The following is a 22,635-nucleotide window of genomic DNA, read 5'->3' on the forward strand; positions in this document are numbered from 1 at the left end:
GCTTTTATGGTTTAGGTTGAACAGTTCTATTTTCAATTCGCTTTTCGTATTTTTCTCCTTGTAAAATACGATTCACATAAACACCTGGTGTATGAATTTGATTTGGATCAAGTTCACCGACTTCCACCAATTCTTCCACTTCAGCAATGGTAATTTTTCCACACATCGCAGCTGGATGATTAAAATTGGCAGTTGCACCACGGAAAACTAAATTTCCTGCTGTATCACCTTTCCAAGCTTTAACTAATGCAAAATCTGGTTCGAAAGCATATTCTAACAAATATTCTTTTTCGATTCCATGAAACGTGAATTTTCTAATTTCTTTTCCTTCAGCGACTTCAGTTCCAACTCCTGCAGGCGTAAAAATTGCAGGCATTCCATAACCGGCAGCCATCAATCGTGTAGCTAAAGTTCCTTGCGGAATTAATTCTACTTCTAATTCACCAGAAAGCATTTGGCGTTCGAATTCTGCATTTTCACCAACATAAGAAGAAATCATTTTTTTGATTTGTTTTCCTTGCAATAATAATCCTAAACCAAAATCATCAACACCAGCATTGTTACTAATACAAGTAAGGTTGTTGATTTTTTTGTTGACTAATCCCTGAATCAAATTTTCAGGAATTCCAGAAAGTCCAAAGCCTCCAACAGCAAGCGTCATTCCGCTTTCTACACCTTGTAGTGCTTCTTCGATGCTGTTTACTTTTTTGTTTATCATTTTTGTTGTGTTTGATTGAGTATATTTCTATACGCTAAAGATAAATAAAAACCTCTCATATTTCAATTATCCGTTATAATAAATCTTGTGAAAAGATAAAATTTAGCCACTTTATTAGGTCTTTTTCTGTATTCGTACAAATGAAAAAATTCAAAACCATAACTATTTTACATAATCAAATAAACCCAAATTCTCTTAATTGATTAGATGGAATTTAGAATTCTTTTTACACGAAATATTTTGCTGTAATTTTTTAAAACTTTACTTCAATCATTAGTTTTTAATCTATTATTGAATACAAAAAATAAAATCCATTCAGAATAAAATTATATATTTGGATTAAATAAAATTTCCTGCTGTTTGACTTATGGAAATTCGATACTTGATTTATTCAGCGATTAAAAAAACGAAAAAATGGAACAAAAAGTACAAAATCGAGTAATCGAAAACATCTTTTTTTCTAATTTTTTTTTAATTCTACTTTCAATAGCTTTGAATATTGAAACGAATATTAAAATTGGTTTACCACTTAATTCGATAGCGTATTATTCTTTTATTAGTTCCATCACGGTTTTATTTTATTTGTACGCTTATCGTGTTCCAAAACAAGTAAAAGCATCTCAAAATCCTCGTATTCAATTCTATATTGATCACCGAAAAAATATTCGATATTTTACTTATTTTTTACTTGTTGTCGCTTTTTGTTCAGGCTCAATTTTGGCAATCAGATGTTTACCAAATTATGATATTTTATCTTGGAAATGGTTTTTTGTTTTATTCTTTACAGCATTGTTGTCTTTCGGTTATTATGATTTGAAATTGGGAATTTCGTTGAGAAAAACGATGTTATTGAAACCTTTTTTAATTGGTTGGACATGGGCAATTACGACTGTTTTTTTACCTGTTTTATTCTTGATGTTAAAAAATAAAACACATTATATGATCGATGCAAAATTCTATTTTCTATTTTCTCAGACTTTTATGTATTGTGTTGTAAATGCAATTTTGTTTGATTTGAAAGATTATGAAGACGATAACAATCGAAATTTGAAAACATTTGTAGTGAAATATGGTTATCATTTTACATTAAATCGTATCATTTTACCTTTGATCTTTTTAGGTTTTTTAAGTTTTGTCCTTTTTGGTATTTGGTATGATTTGCCATTGCATCGAATTTTATTTATGTTAATCCCGATAATTTGTTTGGCAATTTTTGCAGTGAGACTTCATCGTCCAAAACCTATTTTGTATTATTTAATTGCGATTGATGGAATGATTTTTTTCAAAGCAATTTGTGGAATTTTAAGCGTAATTTTATTTGAATAATGAATTACAATTTTATTGCACCATATTATCATTCGTTGAGTCAGTTGTTTTTTTTGAATAGGCAACATCAAGCTCATTTTTTGATTTTAAAACATTTAAAAGATGGTGACAAAATTCTGTGGATAGGAGGAGGAGCTGGAAAGTTTATTTCAGCGTTAGAACAACACAACTTGAAATTAGAAATAGATTATATTGATTTTTCTTTTAAAATGATTGATTTAGCAAAAAAAGTAAACACAAGTAATTTGAAAATCAATTTTATTGTTTCAGACATTTTTGAATTTAAAACGTCAAAAAAATACGACGTAGTGATGACCACTTTTTTATTTGATCATTTTTCTCAGGAAAGAGCAGAAAAATTAGTTGATCAATTGAATGATAATTTGAAGCCTAAAGGAATTTGGTTTTATGTAGATTTCACTCAAGATCAAAACGGTTGGCAGAAAATAATAACAAACTTTATGTTGAGATTTTTTAGAATTGCTATAGGTTTAGATATAACTCAATTACCCAAAATGCAACAAGTTTTCGCTAAAAGATATGAGAATATTGATAGTCAATTTTTTTTCAAGAAGTACATCGAAAGTAACGTTTATCAAAAGAAATAAAAAAAGCGATTCTTGATTGAATCGCTTTTTTTATTTTACATATAATCGGTGTCTAATTTTCCTTTTTTGAACTGAATAATATTTAGTTTATTCATTGCCCAGATACATGGATACATCGGATCGAATTCCCATTTTTTAACGGCGAAATTAGGACGTCCACCAAATTTATGGTGATTGTTGTGCAAACATTCTCCCCACATTAGCCAGTCTATCGGCATTAAATTTGTAGAAGTGTCTCCAACATCGTAATTACGGTAACCTAATTTGTGTGAAAACCAATTGATGATTACACCATGTAATGGACTCATCAAAGCTTGTAGTGGAATAAACACAAAATACGTCCATAACGGTGCATCGACTGCTATATAGATTAAAATGTAAATAATTACCCAAGCTAATCTCACCGCATTATTTCCTGCGAAAGCATCCCAAGATCTCCAAGCTGGAACCCCTTTTTTGAACTTTTCTAAAACTTGTGCTTTATCATGATCAATTTCGTTATAAACAAGTCGAGTTCTCCACATCATTGCAAAGAAGTTAGGATCATATTGTGGTGAATGAGGATCTTTTTCTGTGTCGGCATACGCGTGGTGATGTCTATGCATAACACCGTAAGTATATGGACTTAGATAAGATGAACCTTGAAATATCCAAGCTAAAACATGAAATATTTTTTCCCATGTTTTAGACATCGTAAACATTGCGTGAGAAGCATATCTGTGATGAAAAAAAGTTTGGAAAAATAAAGAAGCATACCAATGTATGATGAAGATAATGATTACTGCTGTCATTACTAATTTTAAAATTTCTACAAATATAGGGTTTTGTATTGTGTTTTGGACTAATCAATATCATAGATGTTAAATAATATTGGATTATTTATAATGAAAAAAAACATGAAATACTCTTCATCTAAAAGATTTACCTATTTAATTTTAAACGATCAGATTCTTAGTAGAAAAATATATGATTTGAATAAAAATAAAAAAGACTATTATTTTATTTTTTAACTAATAATTTTCAGAATAGTTATAGACACACAATGGTTTAGCTAATCGTTAGGTTTTAATTACCATAAAAAGTAAGGCTGTTTTTTCAAGAAATTTGAATAAGCTTTATATTTAATGATTAAAAATTAATGAAATTATTATTAAATATTTTTTTTATAAATTAAAATTATTATGGAGTGACTTAAATCATGTTAATATTTTTAATTTTATTAATTAAAGACTTTTCAACATTTTATCCGTTTATTAAATGGATAAAATATTGAAAAGTATTGCTATGTAATTCATGTTGCAAATTAGGGTTATTCTATTTTATACCTTTGCATTGGTTTAGTTAATAATAAATTTATGAAAAAAGTTTTACTTGCAATAGCATTTGCTCTACCTACGGCTTATGTTATGGCTCAAGTTGGAATTGGAACAAGTGATCCTAAAACAACATTAGATGTTACAGCTGTTAAACCTACTGGGAATCTGGAAACAGTGGAGGGAATTTTAATACCACGTGTAGATAGAGAAAGAGCGCAATCTATGAGAAATATAGAAAAATCTACTATGATTTTTGTAAATGATTTTACTACAGGAACTACAGGAACACAAGAAGATATAGCTAAAAATATTGATGCTGAAGGCTTTTATTACTTTGATGGTACTGTTTGGGTAAAACTATCTTCTGGAAATGCTAATCCAAGCTTCTTTTATATGCCATCAGTTTTACTACCAACACTTATTTCTGATGAACGTTTAACCACTCCAAATTCAGGATATAAATTCAATGATACAGAAAAGGTATATGAGGTGGATTTATATAAGTTATTCAAAGATCAATTTGGGACGCCAATTTCAGTAAGTAATTCTCAATCGAATTTGAATGGGTTTATTTTAGAAGCAAATGAATATGACTATTTTATTACATTTGCTGATAAAACAGTTTTTAATTTAGGTGATGGAACAAATCCTTCTACTGTAGAGATTTCTCCTGAAGGTATATTAAAATATAAAATATTACCTGAAGCGATTATTAGAAATGGTTCCTTTATGAATGTTGTATTAAAAGTTAAATAATCTTTTGAATTCAAATATCATTAGAAAGAATTGTTTAATGCTAAATAATACAAAATGAAAATCATACATAAATTAAAATATACACTTCTGTTACTTTTTGGTATGTTCCAAATGGTTTCAGTAAAAGCTGCCTTTAATGAAGATTTTAGTTCATCTTCATTAAAATTGCCTGCAATGTTTGTATCAAAAGTTGCGATTGATTACAAATATTTTAACACAAATAATAGATTAAATGCTTTAAATAATGTAGTTGTATCACCAACAAAAAAAATAGATGATTCGGATAGTTGGTGGAAATGGAAGTCAAATGTAAATCAAGATGATTCTGTGCTGCTAAATACTTCAATTGAAGGAGTAGTTAAAGCAAATGACGATCATTTTACTTTTCAATATTCTACCTTTAATATTGCATCAAATGATACTTTTGACGGTAAAACAGAGGCGTTAATACTTACAGGTGCTCATCAAAATGCGACAATTTCACCATTAGGAGTTTGGCCATTAGGAATTAAATTAGATGCAACAACAGGTGAAATTACGATTGCTCCAGGTACTTCTTTACCTAAAGAGCCGTTGATGTATAATTTATGTGTCTTCAATTCTTCTACTTGTAGTACTGCAAATATTACGTTTGATAATCAATCTGTTTCTATTGATAAAAATGATATGTTCTCTCTTTCGAGTGAAATTTCAACTATTTGTTATTCAGGTAATGCACAAAGTAGAGTTGTAAAATACACATTAAAAAATATTTCAGGTAGAGCAATTAAAATATCAGGAGAATCTAAAGGATCTGGTGTTAATAACAAAAAAATTAGATTTGTAGGAGGAAATATAAATGTAAATTCATTACGCGTTATTTCTGGTGATATGCGTTTTACTGGAGCATTAGGATATGTTGGTCCTAAGACTTTTGCTATAGATGAAGAGGTCGTTTTCGAATTGTCCTTTAAGAGGTCTACTGATGCTGAAATTTCTGGTGAATTAGAAATGAGATATGGGAATTCTTCTGCTTCTGGGCAAATGGTTAATCCCGATTTTCGTTTAAACGTTTCTAATAAAATTTCTAGGATACCTGATAAACAAAAAAATTTCACAAAAGTACTAAATCCAGAAGGATCATATACAGTAGACCAAGCATCTGGTTTAACTGATGCAATTGTAAATTTCAAATTTTATGACCCTTCTGGTAAAGAGGTTGCTGGAGATAGCCCAATTGATATGAGTTTTGAAGGTATTTTAAATTACTCGTATAGTAAAGTATCTGCATCAGGTTGTGAAGGTGAAAGAGGTTATATAAGTTTTTCTAAAACTGATATCGAATTACCAGATCCAGGTAAAATATCTTTGTCAGAAGGCGAAGACGAAGACTCATTATTAGAATCAATAGACATATGTTTTGATGATAATGATAAAGAATTTAAAATTTATAATAATCAAGATGGTAAAGGTACTCTTGTAGCATTAGGACCTGCTCATTATGCCTTAAAATATTCGTGGGAGTCTAGTTATGATGAAGGGTTAACTTGGTATCCGTATGAAGATAACGGAAATGCTAACACAGAAACTGATTCTGGTTCAAAATCAATGACTTTAAAAGGTGTTCAAAAATCATTTTGGTTAAGACGTAAAGCGCATGAAAGACCAACAGGAACACGACCTAATAATTTTGCATATTCTAATGTAGTTAAAATTAATGTACAAAAAAATGAAGTTACAATAGCAGGCGGAACACAATTTTCACGTCCATTGTTTGCAGTAAATTCACCAGAGAGTACTAATAATCATTTTCTAATACCGTCAATTACAACTAAGTATCCTAGTACAATTGAGGTTTTTGATATGAATGGTGTTAAAATTGAAAATAATCGATTCGATTTTACAAAAGAAGGAACCTATGTTTTTACTGTTGTAGCCACTTCTACAGGAGCAAATGGAACTGTGAAAGATTGTGTTAGTTATGCTACAATTACTTTAAATGTATATGATCTTGCAAAATGTCGTGTGGTTACAGAACGTGTTGTTGCAACTGCAGCTCCTTCGGGAAGTGGTTGGGGTACAACTTTAGCAGGAGTGGTTACAAATAAAGAATTGGCCTATGATAATGATTTGTCAACCTATTCTACGATTTCATCTGTAGTTGCTTTACTTGGTTTAGGTACGACTTGGCAAAATATTTATTTTGATCATGTTGTTCCAGCAGGTACACCTTTAAAGGTTAAATTAGGACAAGAGTATAGTGGATTACAACTTGGTGGAGGTATAACAGTAGTTGGTTTAGATGAAAAAGGAAATTCAATTGGACCTATTAAATCTGTTGGTGAAGGTGCTTTACTTGATTTGTTAGTAGGTGATAATGTATTTGAATATACCTTTGTACCAACAAATGCACGTGGTAAAGCAGTCGCTTACAAAGGAGTTCGTGTTATTGTGGGAAGTTTATTAGCTGTCGCAAATAATGCTGTATTATATGGAGCGTATTACGAAAAAGATAGAGTTTTAGCAGAAAACGAAACAGTTCCTGAGGAAACTATTTATGCGAAAGGTGCAAAGTTACCTGCATCTAACACTCAACCAAATAAATTGAAATATATTGTACCAAATTCTCCAGAAGATATTGTCGTTTTAACTCCTCAAAATGAAACAACAGGAATTAAATTAAACAATTACGTAAATGACGTGACTTGGGGAGTAGAAGACGCTGGCTTAGGTGTTGCAACATCATTATCATCAGTTGTTTATCCATATTTAGCGGTAGACGAAGATCCTTTTACTTATGCTATTTTTAACAAAACAGTTGCTGCTCTTAACCGACAAAAATTGACGGTTAACTTAAGAAATACTGCACGTCCAGGTGATGAATTAGAGTTAATCATGACGAGTGAAGGAGTAAATATATTATCGCTTGATTTAGGAGCTAGCTTTAAAGTTCAACGTTACATGGATGATATACCTGTAGGACCTGTTGTTGCAAGTAACCAATTTAAAGTAATTAACCTTAATTTGTTTTTATTTAAAAATCCAATTCCACGTTTTAGAATTACAGGAATCGATCAACCTTTTAATAGAGTAGAGATTACTTATTTTAGTCTTGTTCAAGCAAACTTAGGTAACTATACTTATTTACATGATATTTCGATTGTTCCTCAATCTGTCTTTGGAAACACAATAGATGTCAATAAGACATTAGAGATTTGTGCAGCAGATTTGATAAAGATCAAAAAACCTTCAGTGTGTACTGATTTTAAACTAAATTTTGTATTAGGAGAAATTGTCGAACAAGAAGTTTTTGATTATGATGAAAACGGACAATTAGTTTCTAAAATTGTAAAGAGTTATAAAGAATTAGAAGGAGAATCAAATCAACTAAAAGACAATGTAGTAACTCGAGTTCATGAAGACGCAAATACTGCTTATTATGAAATCAAAAAATTATATGAAATTAATAATCCTAATCAAATTTTATTAGTTAAAGTACAAGCTGTACAAAATGGACAAGATTATGGTGCTCCACAATATATAAGAGTTGAACTAAAAAATTGTCTTGATAGTATGGTAAATCCAGTAATTAATTTAGATACGAAAGATTTAATTAATATTAAAGATTTTTCTGCTTCAAATTAGAATTAAATTATAAGGCTATATTTTTTTCATAAAAATAGATAGCTATACTTAAAAACCAGATTAATTTAAATTAATCTGGTTTTTTTTAAAATCAATGATATAAACCTATTATCTGAATCTAAATATTGGTAGAAAACTCAACAATTTGCTGAGCAACAAGTTTTAATTTAGGAGTTTTCGAACTTGTTCTTTTTTTTACTCGATCTTCATACAACTCGATTTTGATTTCCTTAATTCCTTTTGGAATAGTATAGGTTTCTTCTTTCGAATAGTTATAGCCTCTTACATTAGCCCCTTCTTTTCCTGCGACATAAACGATTTCTACATAATATTTTAATAGGATACTATGTTCAAGTGACTTCTCTTTTTCGAAACGAATTTTTCTTACTTTATGTATAGAATGTCCACCAGAATTAATATTTCCTTGCAGTGAAAACCTTAATTTTTTTTCATTCTTTTCGTGCATTACAATCGCAGGTTCTAAACGTTGTGTAATCGTTACAAAATTCGTTTTTTGATACTTTCTACCTGTTTCAGGATCTTGTGCAGTCACTATTTTTGGTGTAGCTAAGATGGTTTCAACCTTTAATTTGGTTTGAGCAGAGCAACCGACAAAGGCGAATAAAATAATGATATAATGCCATTTCATTTTTGTTTTAAAAATACTGCATAAAAACTATTTAATTCATCACTGCTTTTAGCTATATTGAATAAAAAATCGCTTGATTAAAGAAATGAAGCGATTTTTTAAAATTGTAGTTTTAGTTAATAAGAATCAGTTAGTAATCTTATTGCGAATGTAAATGGTGATGAAATTTCTGTTTTATAACGACAAAGTTGAGAAATTTTGGCACCATATAATATCCCTATTTATAGTTATTTTTTAAGGTTTTGAAATTAAACCATATTCTATTGCAGTGGTAATTGCCGAACTTAGGTTAGAAGTCTTGAACTTTTCGATCAAGTTTTTTCTATGACTATCAACTGTATGCGTACTGATAAATAATTTTTCTGCAATTTGTTGAGTCGTTAATCCTTGCGCTGCTTCAATCATAATTTCTTTTTCGCGTCGTGTAAGTTTCGGAATGGTATTCAACCCATCTTTTTCCTTTTTACTCAATACATTTTTTGTTTGTGAACAAAGAAATTTCTTTCCATCAAAAATTGAGTTGATTCCTTCTAAAATTTCATCAACAGAAGCATTTTTCTGAATATATCCCGAAGCACCTTCTTCCAAACAACTATTTATCACCGCATATTCGTTATGTACACTTAACATGATGATGTGCATTGCGGGGTATTTTTTCTTTATAGGTTTTATCAATTCAATACTATTGGTATCCGAAAGATTGATGTCTAATAAAAGAATATCAATTTCAGTTGATTTTAACGCTTCTTGTAATTGTTGAGCAGAAGTGTAACAATCCACAACTTGTAAATTAGATTGATAACTTAAAATATTTCGTAATCCTTCTGATAATAAAGGGTGATCGTCTGTAATTGCTATATTAATCATAAATTATTGTTTAGGAAATTGGAACTCTATAGTGGTTCCTAAATCGATTTCTGAGTGTATATTTAAATGTCCTTTTAAAAACTGAATACGGGATTGAATGTTATGCAAACCTGCTGATTGTGTGAGTTTAGTATTGTTTACATCAAAACCTTTTCCATCATCTTCAACCGTTACAGTATAATTGGTATCATCTTCGACAAATTGTATAATTATTTGTTCGGCTTTAGCGTGTTTTATGGCATTGTTCACCAACTCTTGAATAATTCGGTACACCAATAATTGATTTTCTTTGTTTAATGAATTGGTAAATCTCAAAAATTGAACATCAATATCCAATTGTTCGTTTGCCATACGAATGGCATATTCTTTTAAAGCTTCTTCCAATCCATATTTCAGTAACAAATCGGGCATTAAATTATGTGCAACGCGGCGCAATTCATCGACAGCTCCATCCAATTGATGAATAGATTTTTCCATGTCTATTTTTGAGTTTTCGTCAATTTTTTCATTCAAATGAGTTAACTGAATTTTAGTTCCCGAAAGTAAACCACCCAAACCATCATGTAAATCACGAGCAAGACGAGTACGTTCTTGTTCTTGACCATCGAGAAGTGCTGTTAAAGTCGAAATCTTAGAATTTTGTCGTTCTTGTTCAATCTCCAAATTATGCAATTCTTCTCGTTGTTTTAAATGCTTATTTCGCTGTTTTAGTGCATAAAGTAATAAAGCAAGTAGGACGATAAAAACAACAATCGAAAAGATGTAATAGTTATTTAATTTATTTTTGAAATTAAGTTCTGCGATATAATTCACCAATTCGTCTTTACGATTTTTATTCTCTAAGTTAGATAGTTTTAAATTTTGTTGAGAAATGGTTAATTCTTGTGACCTTTTGTCCGCTTCTAAACGTGATAATTTTAATTGTTTTCGTTGGAAATTCTCGCTTAGCTTGGTGTTTTCTAACTCTTGTTTTTGCTGAATACCTAACGAATGCATCAATTGAATTTGTTGCTCTTTTTTCTCTGTTTCCAATTGCATGCGAATCATTTGTTGTTGCTGACGCTCTTTATCAAATTGAGCTTCTAAACGTTTACTGATTTGCGCTTGCTCGTTGTCATAGATTTCTTTGTACATCGATGTGTACAGCTTATGGAACCGCAGTGCTTCTTTAAAATTTCCTTCTTTAACTTCGATTTCGGATAAGCTTAGGTACAACGATTGTAAGATATTTTTGTCGGGAATAGCATTCTCATTGACTTTTATGACCGACTGCAAGAGATAGTTTTTAGCAGTTTGAATGTCATTTTTTTGTATTGCTAAATCAGCTAAAATTCCGTTTGCAGCAGCAACATGATTTGCTTGATCTGTTTCAATTCCTATTTCTTTTGCTAATTCTGCATAGGTTACAACTTTATTTTGATAGGTTTTTGGATAAAAATTAAGGTAAAGATTCGCTAAATTGATTGCTACAAAAGATAAATCTGTAGGCGTTATCATCTCTTTTTTATTCTTGTAATAGGTATCAATCGCTTTGGTGTAATATTTTTCTGCTAAATCTCGGGTATAGATATTTTTTTTATTTTGCATAAACTTTTGCTCGTACATATAACCAATAGACATGTACGCAGCAAAAATGAGATTTGGATTATCTTGTTTTTTCGCTACTTGTAAGGCAAGTTTGCTGTATTTTTCTTGTAATTCATAATCATCCCAACGTGAATAAATACCCGTCAATTGATTATAAACCGATGTCATTCTTGTTAATACAACTGGTGTTTCTGGCGATTTATCAAAGAATTTTAATGCCTCAATAAAATTCTTAACCGCTTTTGCATCTTCATTATTTCGTAAATTTAGCCAACCTTCACAATATTTTACATAACCTTTTGTTGAATAGTCATTAGTGCGTCCACTATAGTAAATTGCTTTTTGTAAATCATGTTTAGAAGTCGTACTATTATTTTCAATTCGATTATTCATTGCAGAAATACAATACAAATAAGCGGCATGTTTACCATCTTTTAGCTTTTCTGAAGCAAGAATATTTTCTTTGAGAATAGCAAATGCTTTTTCTTTCTGATGATTAAAGAATAACGCTTGCGCATATTTTCCTGTAATTTCGTAACGTTCAGAAGAGTTTAGCTTTGTGTTATTATATTGATTTTCATAATTTGTCAATACCTCTTGTGCATTTATTATTCCACTTACAAGAAAAAAGAAGAGTAGAATACGTTTTTTTAGAAGATTTTTCAAAGCACGTGTACTTTTAGACATGATAGAAAATTATATTTTGTAAAGCGAATATAAAGCCTTTTCGTAAAATGAAATAATTAGAATAAAATCTATAAAGCCTTATAGGAACTGGTTTGAAGCTTATATCTATTATTTCTCGAACATAATTTGAAGTGTAAAAAACTCGCCTTTCTGAAGAATTCCATCTAAGTTTCGGTCAATAATTAATGTAATATGCACTTGATTGTTATCGTAGATATTCCAATCCATTTCAGCATCATATTGAAAAACACCTTTTAACGTCCATTTGTGAATATCCCATTGTCCAGAAGTTCCTGATTTTTCAACCCGTTTGTCTTTATTCGGAACGTAATACAAATACTGGTGTCCATCAAGCGATAAGAAAGGGTAGTGTAGCAATTGATTTTCTTCGGCAGCAAAGCCTGTACCAGCCTCAAAATATGGGATACTTTCTATTTCAGTTCCTTCATGTAAATTGATGTCAACCGAATGATCCGTTACCAATGCTTGCGCCGCATAAAATAAATTCTTTTTCTCTTGATAAGGCTTATTCAGATACTCGATACTAAATTCAGTAGGATTTAAGGTGATTGTTTGTTTTGTATCATAAATAGAGAAAACTTGATTGCCTTGCTTGATCACAATATTATCGGTGGTGTATTCTTGTGCATGTATAAAACAAGTAAGCAAACAGAAAACCGTAAGGAACATTGTATTTTTCATAGTCGTTGTAATTGATAGGCTAAAATTATCGTCTATTCTTGATAAAAAACTCACTATAATTATTGATTTACAGACTTTTTAAAACAATAAAAGCCAACCGATCGGTTGGCTTTTATTGTTTAATTATTTCGATTCATTTCTTTTATTCTGGCTTTGTTTCTATCGTCTAAAAGAGAGGCAACAGCCCAGATTGCAGCTGGTAACCATCCGAATAAGGAGATTTGTAAAACTAAGCAAATCACACCATGAATTATTTTTCCTCTTAGTATAAAGGATAACCATGGTAAGAGTACAGCTAATATGATCATTAAATTTTATTTTTAGAATTCATAATTTCGTTATAATACAATACAGAAACTTTTTCTGAAGTTGCGTGCACATCATTTTCGAGCAATGATTGCGCCACTTTTTCTGCTTCAATCGATTTGTATTTGGAGAGATTTCCAACCAAAAAAGGATTAAACAAAGGTAATATCTTAGCGCTGATATTTTCAGCCAAACGATATTCGACTCGATTGCCAATCAACAAAGAAGGGCGGTATAGAAACAGCTGTTTCACATTTTCATGTAGCAAAGCTTTTTCTGCTTCCCCTTTCATTTTGAGATAAAAGTTAGAGGTTGTAGCATTTGCACCAACCGAAGAAATATAATGAAACTTTGTCAACCCTTTTTTATTTCCTAATTGTGCAAATTGTACTGGAATATCTATTTCAATTTTACGATAGGCATGCAGATCAGGCGTTTTCTTACGTGTTGTTCCTAAGCAAGAAAAGATCGTATCAATTGTTTCGATATGATCTAAATTGATTTCTGAGTTGAAATCAGTTACAATCTCCATTATCTTCGGATGATTGAGCTGTTGAGGTTTGCGAACGATGGTAATTACCTTCGAATAATTAGGATCATTTAGTAACTTTTCTAAAAGCAACGAACCGATCAAACCTGTACTTCCTAAAATCAATGCCGTTTTATTCATGAACTAAATATTCATCAACAACCAATACCATGCACCATTTACGTCACCTTGTTCCAAAAGTTTTGCAGCTACTTGATGACGTACCTCAACCGACTTAAATTTCTCGATGTCTAAACGTTCTGTTAATTGTTCTTTGAAATGAAAAATCATTTCTTCTGTCGGTAATTTTTCTACATTTCCTAATTGACCTAAATTATTACCTGTTAAGTATTTAGAGTGCTTCACTTCATCTGGTAGTTGATCTATTCCTAAACCAACAGTACGGGTTGGTTTTTCAACTTCAAAGATTGATTCTGGAATGATACGGCAATAATAATCTCCACCCATACGCGCAACTAAATCCAAATCATAAGGGGAAACTTTATCATTTTCATCCAACAAGTTTTTGTGAATATGCAATCGCACTACTTCCGCAATAACTAAATTTGCTGCACCGGGTTGATCTGTTATCGAAATTACTTCGCGTACCTTACATTCTAATTGCACAGGCGATTCTGCAACGCGAGGAGGTTTTACCAATTCGGAAGGAAGTTCTGTAAAACCAGCTTTCACAAATTCGTTTACTCCTTTTGGGTATTCGACACTCGCCAAGGATTGTTGTTGTACAATATCATAATTTACAATATTAATCACACATTCTGGATGTTCCCAAATATTTTCTAACGTATGTTTTGTTGTTCCATCTCTCATTTTTCTTAACGGTGAAAAAACACAAATAGGTGGATTTTGTCCCATCATATTGAAAAAAGAAAATGGACTCAAATTTACATTTCCATCTTTATCCATTGTACTTGCAAAGCAAATAGGACGTGGAGAAATAGCATGTTTGAAAATATCATCGAACTGACTTGTGTTAGGTTCAAAGGATTTTGTGTGTTGCATAAATTGAGATTATTGGTTATAAAGATGAACAGAATTTACTAATTTTCCTAATCCTGTGACAGACATTTCGATATGATCATTTGGTTGTAGCCATTGTTCTTTGTAGTTAGGATTTTGGCGTTTTCCAGTTCCATTTAGTTCAAGAAAGCAACCTGTTCCAACTGTTCCAGAACCGATGATATCACCCGGATAAAGCTTCACGCCATAGGAAATTCGTTCGATGATTTCAGCAAATGTCCAATGCATATCTTTGAAATTACCTTGAGAAACTTCAACATCATTCACAGCACAGGTCATCGCTAAATCATAACAATTTCCGATATGACCATCTTTAGGTGCTACTTTGTAGCTTTCGATTTCATCTGGTGTTACCAAATAGGGACCAAACATTGACGCAAAATCCTTTCCTTTTGCAGGACCAAGGTTTAGTTTCATTTCATCCATTTGCAAAGCGCGGGCACTCAAATCATTCAGGATCATAAATCCACCGATGTATTCATCAGCATTTTCAGCTTTAATATTTATCCCTTCTTTTTTAATGACGATGGCAACTTCGAGCTCAAAATCCATTCGGTCGAAATGCTTCTCCATGGCAACTACTTTTCCAGGACCTTGAATCGCCTGATGATTAGAAAAATAGAAGACTGGAAATTGATCAAATTCAGGAATCATGTCTAAGCCTCTGTTTAAACGAGAAGTTTCGACATGTTGGCGAAAAGCATAGGCATCTCTAAAACTCGTGGGATGAGGTATAGGTGCTAAGATGTGAGGATTTGCTACAATAGCGTATTTGTGTTCATCACGTGAGATTTCCTTTGTAAGCTGTTGGCAGATTAAAAGTGAAAAATCATCATCAGCTAAAATATCAATTAGGGTAGTGGGTAAATTAGAATTAATTTTGGTCAAGTCATACACCGTATCTTGCCAAACAAGACCTACTTTTTCTTGTTGATTGTCTAAGAAAGTAACGAATTTCATTATTTGTTGTTTGAAAGGTGAAGATACAAAGATGATTTTAATCTGAAAATACTTTCTTTTAAACCTGTTTCATAACATGTTTAGTTGTTTAACAATATGGTTATCGAATAATTGATTTGGTTAAAATATAAGCTTGTTTAAACTTTCAGATAATGTATTTTAATTATTTATCTAATTTTCCTTTTTTAAAGATTAAAGAAAATGAAAATAATACGAGATTAAATAATTATATTTTCTGTTTCATCGTATACAAAACGTCTAATCACTAGTATATTTATTTTGTATCTGGTAATTTTTATCAAGAATTATAATTTCATAGGTAGTCTTCTTTAAAAAAATAGTAGGAATATCAGTATCAGTTAATACTTCATATACAGCTGTGGGTACACCATTTTGTTCAGCTTCACCTTTTCTGTAGAGCAATATCATTGCAGGATATGTTTTAATAAGATTCTTAGGAAGTATAATTTTTTTATATGCCTTAGATTTTTGAAGCAGAAGGGTAGTTCCTAGAAAGGAATTTGCAGGTTGAATGATAGAGATATCAGTTTCATAACTAGATGGATTACCTCTGAAAATGATACCCTTATCATTTATCAAAACAGTTGGAGTGGTTGTCGTGATTAATTTAGAAAGAGGTTGATTGTAACGACTTTCTCCTTTATCTGAATACTTATTTTGATCAATAGTAAAAGGATTAGTACCAGTTAACTCTGCTAAAATACCTGCCATAGACATGCCTCTACCGTTATTATCTCCTTCAAAAGCATGTCCTGCACCACAATAAATAAAATATTTACCATTGGTATTATTTTTCATAAAAGAATGGATATTCTTAGCTTGTGCAATCTCGCGATTTTTCCAGGGATCTTTGTCCCAATTATCTTTATCCGAAGCTTCATAACCAAATACTGTAAAACCTAAATCAAGCGCTTCTTTTATAAAGTTTCCAAAATTAGGCTCGGAAGTATAGAATCCACTTTCTACTGTTGCAAACTGTCTTTCATTTATCAATAAATCATCTAATGCTTCAAGACCTAAATAACGATATCCATTTGCGTAAAGATCCTTTAACAACGAAGTTGCAAACCATCTATGACTTGCATTATGATGCAGTTCATTTAGTATGACAATTTTTTCATTTTTACTTCTATCAATAATATAATCTTTTGCAGAAACAGCTTTACTGTTATGAAAAAATACAGAATCAAAAGGGGTTAGTTTTATTTCTTTTAAATCTGGACGTTGTTCATTCCAAGTTTTAAGGGCTTTACTGTAACTTCCTTGAAAAGCAAAGTCTGTAGCTGCTAATTGTAACGCAAAAGTATTTTCACTACTGTTTATTTTTGATTGTATATCTTCTGTAAACTTATAAGGGAGGTCTTGTGCTTGAGCAAGCTTTAAACTCAGAAAGAATAACAAAGAAAATAGTGAAATACGATTAGTAGTAATATTTTTCATATTCAATAGAAATAAAACATATATAGATTTTACTTTACTTTAACCAATTCTACACGTCTATTTTTTGCTTTATTTTCTTCAGTATCATTTGCTACCAATGGTTTTTCGGCTCCATATCCTATGGCAGATAAACGTGTTTTATCAATGCCTAAAGCAATTAGTTTTTGCATTACAGTATTTGCACGGTCGTTAGATAGTTTTTTGTTATGTTTAGCATCTCCAGAATTATCAGTATGCCCTTCAATTGATATTTTCATTGTGTTATCTTTCTTTAAGGCATTTGCAATTTCAGTCACAATCTCATCACCTTCTTGCGTGATTTTTGCTTGATCAACATCAAAATTTATATATAAAATAGATTTTCCATTCTTAGTCAAATCATTAGCAATATCGTCTGCTGTTACTTTGGTAATCGTCTGCTTAAAGTTTGCTTCTTGTAGTACATTAAGCGAAGCACCAGCATTGTTAGAAAGGTATTGTATATATACATTTCCTTTATCTTTTGTGCGTAATACCCAAAACTTCATATTTTGTCCAGCGTATCCCATATCGCCTTCACCTCCTTTATTTGGATCTTGTTTATTGTAACGCTCATATTCTTCTTTGGTTATTTCACCATCAAACACTTTAACAGCCCCGATAGATTGTAAATAATCAGCCATACTCTTTTCAAAGAAATGTTGCGAAAATTCTTCTCCTTGTTTAGGTGAAACAAAAGTTTTATATAATTTTCCTTCAAAAGGAGTCATAACACCGTTAATAGGAAAAAAACATATGTCAAATTCTTTTACCAAAGGTTTGTTCATTTCTTGTAAACCTTGCGAAAGATTTATGAAAGGAAAATCTCCAATATCAGCTGTCGAAAATGGAATTTTGTTGATGTCAAATCCCTTATCAGCAATCGTGTTTTCTTGATTCTGATTAGTATCTACTGCAACATTATTCGTTTTCTTTTCTTCTGTTTTGTTGTTACAAGAAACAATCAAAGTAGCTGCAATCGCTACAATAAATAGTTTATTCATCGCTGTTCAAATATTAATTTTATAGTATTATTTGAGATAAAAATACTATAAATTATTATCATACAGCTATTTATTTACGTAATTGTTTTAATCTTTAAAGTCATCCTCTTTTTTATTTTATGAATATTGAATTCACATGCCTTACGGGGAAGAGCATCCAAAAAAAAATTTGAAATTAAAAATTTGAAATTAAAAGGAGGAGCCACGGTATGGCTCAGGTATTCCTTTTCTTTATTTTCATTTCTTCCTTTCATTTTTTTATTCATTACTTATCTATTTTTATTGTCGGTATTCATATGCCCTTCGGGGAAGCTCATCCAAAAAACGAAACAAAAAAGATGCCGACAGTAGTCTCTCAATGATTCAACTAACTAAATTATTTCCATAAAGTTGGCAACTCGCTTTGCTCAAACACTCCAACTTTTTTTATTCCAATAATTTTGAGTTGAATTGCATTTCGATACTAAATCGTCGGTTTTTTAATTCCTGTTTCTATACTAAAATTCAATTTTAATACGGGCACTGAGGCACTCGAAGTGCAGAATCCCATTCAATATGTCATTTCGAGGTATCGAGAAATCTCTTTCTTTCATTTTTTAAGCGCAAAAAACGAAACAAAAAACGCTTGGCTGTAAACCTCTCTACTAAAAATGTTTTCATTCCACTAAAGATTTTAAAAACCCTACGGGCTAAAACCTTTTTAACGTTGCATTCAACCATTTTCTTAACGTGAGAGTTTTAATGCCAGTTTCTACGTCCTTTTTCTATATTAAAATTCGTTATCATTTCGATTCTAAATCGTCGGATTTTTTTAATTCCTTTTTCAATATTCAAATTCACCTTTAATAAGGAATTAAAAACCGTTATTGCTGACAAGTTGATATTGCTGTAAATAAGAGTGTTAAAGCCGACATACGATTTGCAGAGGAGATTCAATCCATTGGATGAGAAACTGAAATAAATTCAGTTTGACAGATTACATTTCAAATACTTATTACTTTTTACATAATACATACTACTTTTTACTTAATACTTATTACATTGTACATCTAAAATCGTTTACATACATTCTACTGCCACTATGTTGCCTTTATCTTGCCTTGATGTTGGGAGTATCCTGCCATTTGGAATTGTCTATATTTTACGGTTAACTTTTTTATTCTTATTAATATTCAAATTCTTTTTTACCAATGAATTTTGTCATTCTGGGCTTGTCTCAGAATCGCATTCAATATGTCATTTCGAGGTATCGAGAAATCTCTTTCTTTCATTTTTTAAGCGCAAAAAACGAAACAAAAAACGCTTGGCTGTAAACCTCTCTACTAAAAATGTTTTCATTCCACTAAAGATTTTAAAAACCCTACGGGCTAAAACCTTTTTAACGTTGCATTCAACCATTTTCTTAACGTGAGAGTTTTAATGCCAGTTTCTACGTCCTTTTTCTATATTAAAATTCGTTATCATTTCGATTCTAAATCGTCGGATTTTTTTAATTCCTTTTTCAATATTCAAATTCACTTTTAATAAGGAATAAAAAAAACGTCATTGCTAAAGAGTATTGATTGCTGTAAATAAGAGTGTTAAAGCCGACATACGATTTGCAGAGGAGCTTTAATCCATTGGATGAGAAACTGAAATAAATTCAGTTTGACAGATTACATTTCAAATAGTTATTAGTTTTTACATCTAAAATCGTTTACATACATTCTACTGCCACTATGTTGCCTTTATCCTGCCTTCATCTTGCCTTGATGTTGGGAGTATCCTGCCATTTGGAATTGTCTATGTTCTATGGTTAACGTGATACGTTTTTTTTCTTTCTTGCTGTCACATTGAGTAAATTTTCGTTTCATAAAAAAAGAAAATTGTATCGAAATGTCTTTTCTATGTCAGTTCTATGTACCTATGTGGTGAATATTCTTTTTTGTCATTTCTTCCTTTCATTTTTTTATTCATTACTTATCTATTTTTATTGTCGGTATTCATATGCCCTACGGGGAAATGAGCAAAAAAGTAATCAAAAAACTCTTGTCTTTGATTTTCGACGGTCAAAATTAGTTTCAGCCATTGAATGTTTTTAAATCATTATCATTCTTTCATTTTTTAAGCGCAAAAAACGAAACAAAAAACGCTTGGCTGTAAACCTCTCTACTAAAAATGTTTTCATTCCACTAAAGATTTTAAAAACCCTACGGGCTAAAACCTTTTTAACGTTGCATTCAACCATTTTCTTAACGTGAGAGTTTTAATGCCGTTTTTCTAATTCAAGTTGATTATTAATAAAGGATTCTAAAGTTGATATACGATTTGCAGAGGAGCTTCAATCCATTGGATGAGAAACTGAAATGAATTCAGTTTGACAGATTACATTTCAAATACTTATTACATAATACATACTCATCTCAATTCAAAAATCGTTTACATACATTCTACTGCCACTATGTTGCCTTTATCCTGCTACTACTTAGAGATGAAAATGTTGTTTACGTTTTTCTATTTAATCGTCTTTGTTTAGATTGAATTTCAATTGTTTTATGTATTCATAAGGGCGAAATGAAGTCACTTGAAAGAATACATTCGAAAATTGACGAGAAGATGAAAAACCTACTAATTCTGCTAAATCACCAATTGAATGTTGATGATACTGATCTGAATCCATTAGGAGATGAAGAACATAATTTATTCGAAGTCGATTGATGTAATTTGAAAAATTAGTTCCTTTTTCTGAATTAATAATCTTTGATAAATATGCAGAATTGGTTTTAAATGATTTTGCTAATTGAGCTAAGGTTAAAGTTTTCTGTACAAATAAGTGATTCATTTCAAAATCATTCAACTGATTCAAAATATGATTTACAACTTCAGTCGGAATCTCAATAACGGGAGGTTCTTTTACTTTCTTTTTATCTCTCGTAAGCTTTTTGAAAAAACGTTTGTAACTATACAATACCCCTATTGAACATAAAATGATCACAAAACCTATCAAAATAGGGTAAATGGTGATTTTGAATTCAACATTTTTCTTCAACTTCAATAGTTCTTTTTCATCATATTCTTTTTGGAGAACGGGAGATAGCTTTACTGTATTTTGCTGAGTCAAATGATCTAGTTTTAGTAACTGATTGATATAATACAATTGATTTGGGTAATTACGATTATTTTCAGAATTATGGATTAAGGCATCGTAAGCAGCACGAACATCGCTATCCAAAAACTCATATTCATTAAAAAGTTGATCTATTTTTTGAAAATATATAATTGCTTTTTGTACTTCATTTATTGTCTCGTAAGATTTACCAATATAAAAATAAGCCAAACTAAGTGAATTAGCATCTTGTTGATTTTTTAAATAATCTAATTCATTTGTTAGTATGGCTATAGATTGTTGATACTCTTTTTCTAAATAGAATTGAATTCCTTTTAAATAGGTAAAATAATGAATAAAATAGTCGTTTTGAGAATCTTGACTTAATTTCAAGCCTTTATGATTGAGTTGATTAGCTTCGGTGTATTTATGTTGAGCCTGTAAAATTTGAACAGAATAATAAAGGCTATTTAAATAATAAGCTTGGTGATTGACATCTGAACTATTATTTTCAAAGTAAATAATGCATTTCTGAAACAATAGTTCCGCTTCACTAAACTGTTTTAATTGAAATTTAATTAAAGCAACATTAAAAAGGACTTTATGCGTTAAATAGTTGGATGATTTCTTATTCAATTTCTTTTCAGCCCATAAGTAATTCGTTAAGGCTGGTTGAAATTTCTTGAACTGATAGTGAACCAATCCTTTCGAAAGAAAACTTTGAACAATCAAATCATTATTCTTTGTCTGTTGAGCAACAACTATCGCACTATCAGCATATTTTAATTTGGTTGAATAATCCTGTGAAAAGTAAATAGCTTCCTTATAGCCATAGCACAACGTTTCGCTATCATTACTAATCTTAGCCTTTAGGATATAAGCATTAATGTACTTCCAAACTTCGGGATTGTTCTTATCGGTTTGAAATGAATCAATTCTCTGAACTAGAAAGTCATTTGTTTCTGTGCTTAGTTGATCAATTGCATAGACATTTTCGATGTTGAAAATAAGCCATAAAAATCCAATTAGAAGGGGTATAGATGTTTTCATAAGCATTGTTTTTTTAGATGAAAACAGTAGTAGATTTTCATGTAAGTTACTTATTTTAATCGAATTAGGCTTGTAAATTACCACAAATCACTAATCGATTACACCATGAAATGTATGAATTTATAAATTTCACCCATTTATACAGCGTGTTAGGATATTTTTTTCATAGTAAATTAAAAAATTAACAATTGGTAATTTATTGTTTATTAATAATATAAACGATTACAGGTGACACTTTTATAAAATCAACATAGTCTTTATGTTTGTAAATCGTCAGCAAAAAGTGGACATCTAAGACCTAAAATTTAAGGTAGTGTTTTAAAAATCATTAACTTTAATTA

18 protein-coding genes are annotated in these 22,635 nt (G+C 30.7%); 4 read left to right on the forward strand and 14 right to left on the reverse strand.

The features are described from left to right. Nucleotides 1-4: 4 nt before the first annotated feature. A complete protein-coding gene (locus HX088_RS09790; RefSeq protein WP_171622125.1) occupies nt 5-718 on the reverse strand; it encodes a CoA transferase subunit A in 714 nt (237 codons plus the stop codon). Nucleotides 719-1,132: 414 nt separating this feature from the next. On the opposite strand from HX088_RS09790, the gene HX088_RS09795 reads away from it, so the two are divergent. Beyond that, the gene (locus tag HX088_RS09795; protein WP_284583591.1) at nt 1,133-2,044 is read left to right on the forward strand and encodes a UbiA prenyltransferase family protein; all 912 of its coding nucleotides are present in this window, start codon (nt 1,133-1,135) and stop codon (nt 2,042-2,044) included. Further along, complete coding sequence (locus HX088_RS09800; RefSeq protein ID WP_260542976.1) at nt 2,044-2,652, forward strand: class I SAM-dependent methyltransferase; 609 nt, start codon at nt 2,044-2,046, stop codon at nt 2,650-2,652. Before HX088_RS09795 ends, HX088_RS09800 begins: the two co-directional genes overlap by 1 nt. Before the next feature lie 35 nt (nt 2,653-2,687). Here HX088_RS09800 and HX088_RS09805 read toward each other — a convergent pair whose 3' ends face one another. Beyond that, nucleotides 2,688-3,443, reverse strand: a complete 756-nt coding sequence (locus HX088_RS09805; RefSeq protein WP_171624015.1) for an acyl-CoA desaturase — start codon at nt 3,441-3,443, stop codon at nt 2,688-2,690. A gap of 564 nt (nt 3,444-4,007) precedes the next feature. Between HX088_RS09805 and HX088_RS09810 the strand changes: the two genes are divergently transcribed. Together HX088_RS09810 and HX088_RS09815 are read left to right on the forward strand one after the other, a co-directional pair. Beyond that, on the forward strand, nt 4,008-4,724 hold the full coding sequence (locus HX088_RS09810) for a phage tail-like protein (protein WP_286484041.1): 717 nt from the start codon (nt 4,008-4,010) through the stop codon (nt 4,722-4,724). A 54-nt stretch (nt 4,725-4,778) separates the two neighbouring features. After that, a complete protein-coding gene (locus tag HX088_RS09815) occupies nt 4,779-8,348 on the forward strand; it encodes a hypothetical protein (protein WP_286484042.1) in 3,570 nt (1,189 codons plus the stop codon). Between the two features lie 118 nt (nt 8,349-8,466). Here HX088_RS09815 and HX088_RS09820 read toward each other — a convergent pair whose 3' ends face one another. The 12 genes from HX088_RS09820 to HX088_RS09875 form a co-directional block, all read right to left on the reverse strand. Further along, complete coding sequence (locus tag HX088_RS09820; protein WP_286484043.1) at nt 8,467-8,997, reverse strand: hypothetical protein; 531 nt, start codon at nt 8,995-8,997, stop codon at nt 8,467-8,469. A gap of 234 nt (nt 8,998-9,231) precedes the next feature. Then, nucleotides 9,232-9,864, reverse strand: a complete 633-nt coding sequence (locus HX088_RS09825) for a response regulator transcription factor (RefSeq protein WP_188320081.1) — start codon at nt 9,862-9,864, stop codon at nt 9,232-9,234. Nucleotides 9,865-9,867: 3 nt separating this feature from the next. After that, nucleotides 9,868-12,138: a sensor histidine kinase gene (locus HX088_RS09830; RefSeq protein ID WP_286484045.1), complete on the reverse strand. Its 2,271-nt coding sequence runs from the start codon at nt 12,136-12,138 to the stop codon at nt 9,868-9,870. Nucleotides 12,139-12,246: 108 nt separating this feature from the next. Next, nucleotides 12,247-12,840, reverse strand: a complete 594-nt coding sequence (locus HX088_RS09835; RefSeq protein WP_286484046.1) for a hypothetical protein — start codon at nt 12,838-12,840, stop codon at nt 12,247-12,249. A gap of 119 nt (nt 12,841-12,959) precedes the next feature. Beyond that, a complete protein-coding gene (locus tag HX088_RS09840) occupies nt 12,960-13,148 on the reverse strand; it encodes a YqaE/Pmp3 family membrane protein (RefSeq protein WP_188320078.1) in 189 nt (62 codons plus the stop codon). Continuing rightward, the gene (locus tag HX088_RS09845) at nt 13,148-13,816 is read right to left on the reverse strand and encodes an NAD(P)H-binding protein (RefSeq protein ID WP_286484047.1); all 669 of its coding nucleotides are present in this window, start codon (nt 13,814-13,816) and stop codon (nt 13,148-13,150) included. Before HX088_RS09845 ends, HX088_RS09840 begins: the two co-directional genes overlap by 1 nt. A 3-nt stretch (nt 13,817-13,819) precedes the next feature. After that, complete coding sequence (locus HX088_RS09850) at nt 13,820-14,698, reverse strand: flavin reductase family protein (RefSeq protein WP_225542258.1); 879 nt, start codon at nt 14,696-14,698, stop codon at nt 13,820-13,822. 9 nt (nt 14,699-14,707) lie between these two features. Next, a complete protein-coding gene (locus tag HX088_RS09855) occupies nt 14,708-15,676 on the reverse strand; it encodes a fumarylacetoacetate hydrolase family protein (RefSeq protein WP_225542259.1) in 969 nt (322 codons plus the stop codon). A gap of 258 nt (nt 15,677-15,934) precedes the next feature. Next, the gene (locus HX088_RS09860) at nt 15,935-17,137 is read right to left on the reverse strand and encodes a hypothetical protein (protein ID WP_286484048.1); all 1,203 of its coding nucleotides are present in this window, start codon (nt 17,135-17,137) and stop codon (nt 15,935-15,937) included. A 29-nt stretch (nt 17,138-17,166) separates the two neighbouring features. Next, nucleotides 17,167-18,159: an OmpA family protein gene (locus tag HX088_RS09865; RefSeq protein WP_286484049.1), complete on the reverse strand. Its 993-nt coding sequence runs from the start codon at nt 18,157-18,159 to the stop codon at nt 17,167-17,169. Between the two features lie 74 nt (nt 18,160-18,233). Next, nucleotides 18,234-18,413 carry a hypothetical protein gene (locus HX088_RS09870; RefSeq protein ID WP_286484050.1) on the reverse strand — a complete coding sequence of 60 codons (180 nt, stop codon included), beginning with the start codon at nt 18,411-18,413 and terminating at the stop codon, nt 18,234-18,236. Nucleotides 18,414-20,656: 2,243 nt separating this feature from the next. Next, entirely contained in the window at nt 20,657-22,294 is a 1,638-nt protein-coding gene (locus HX088_RS09875; protein ID WP_286484051.1) for a helix-turn-helix transcriptional regulator, read from the reverse strand. Nucleotides 22,295-22,635 lie beyond the last annotated feature (341 nt).

Source organism: Empedobacter sp. 225-1, assembly GCF_030328185.1.
GTDB classification, from domain to species: Bacteria; Bacteroidota; Bacteroidia; order Flavobacteriales; family Weeksellaceae; genus Empedobacter; species Empedobacter stercoris.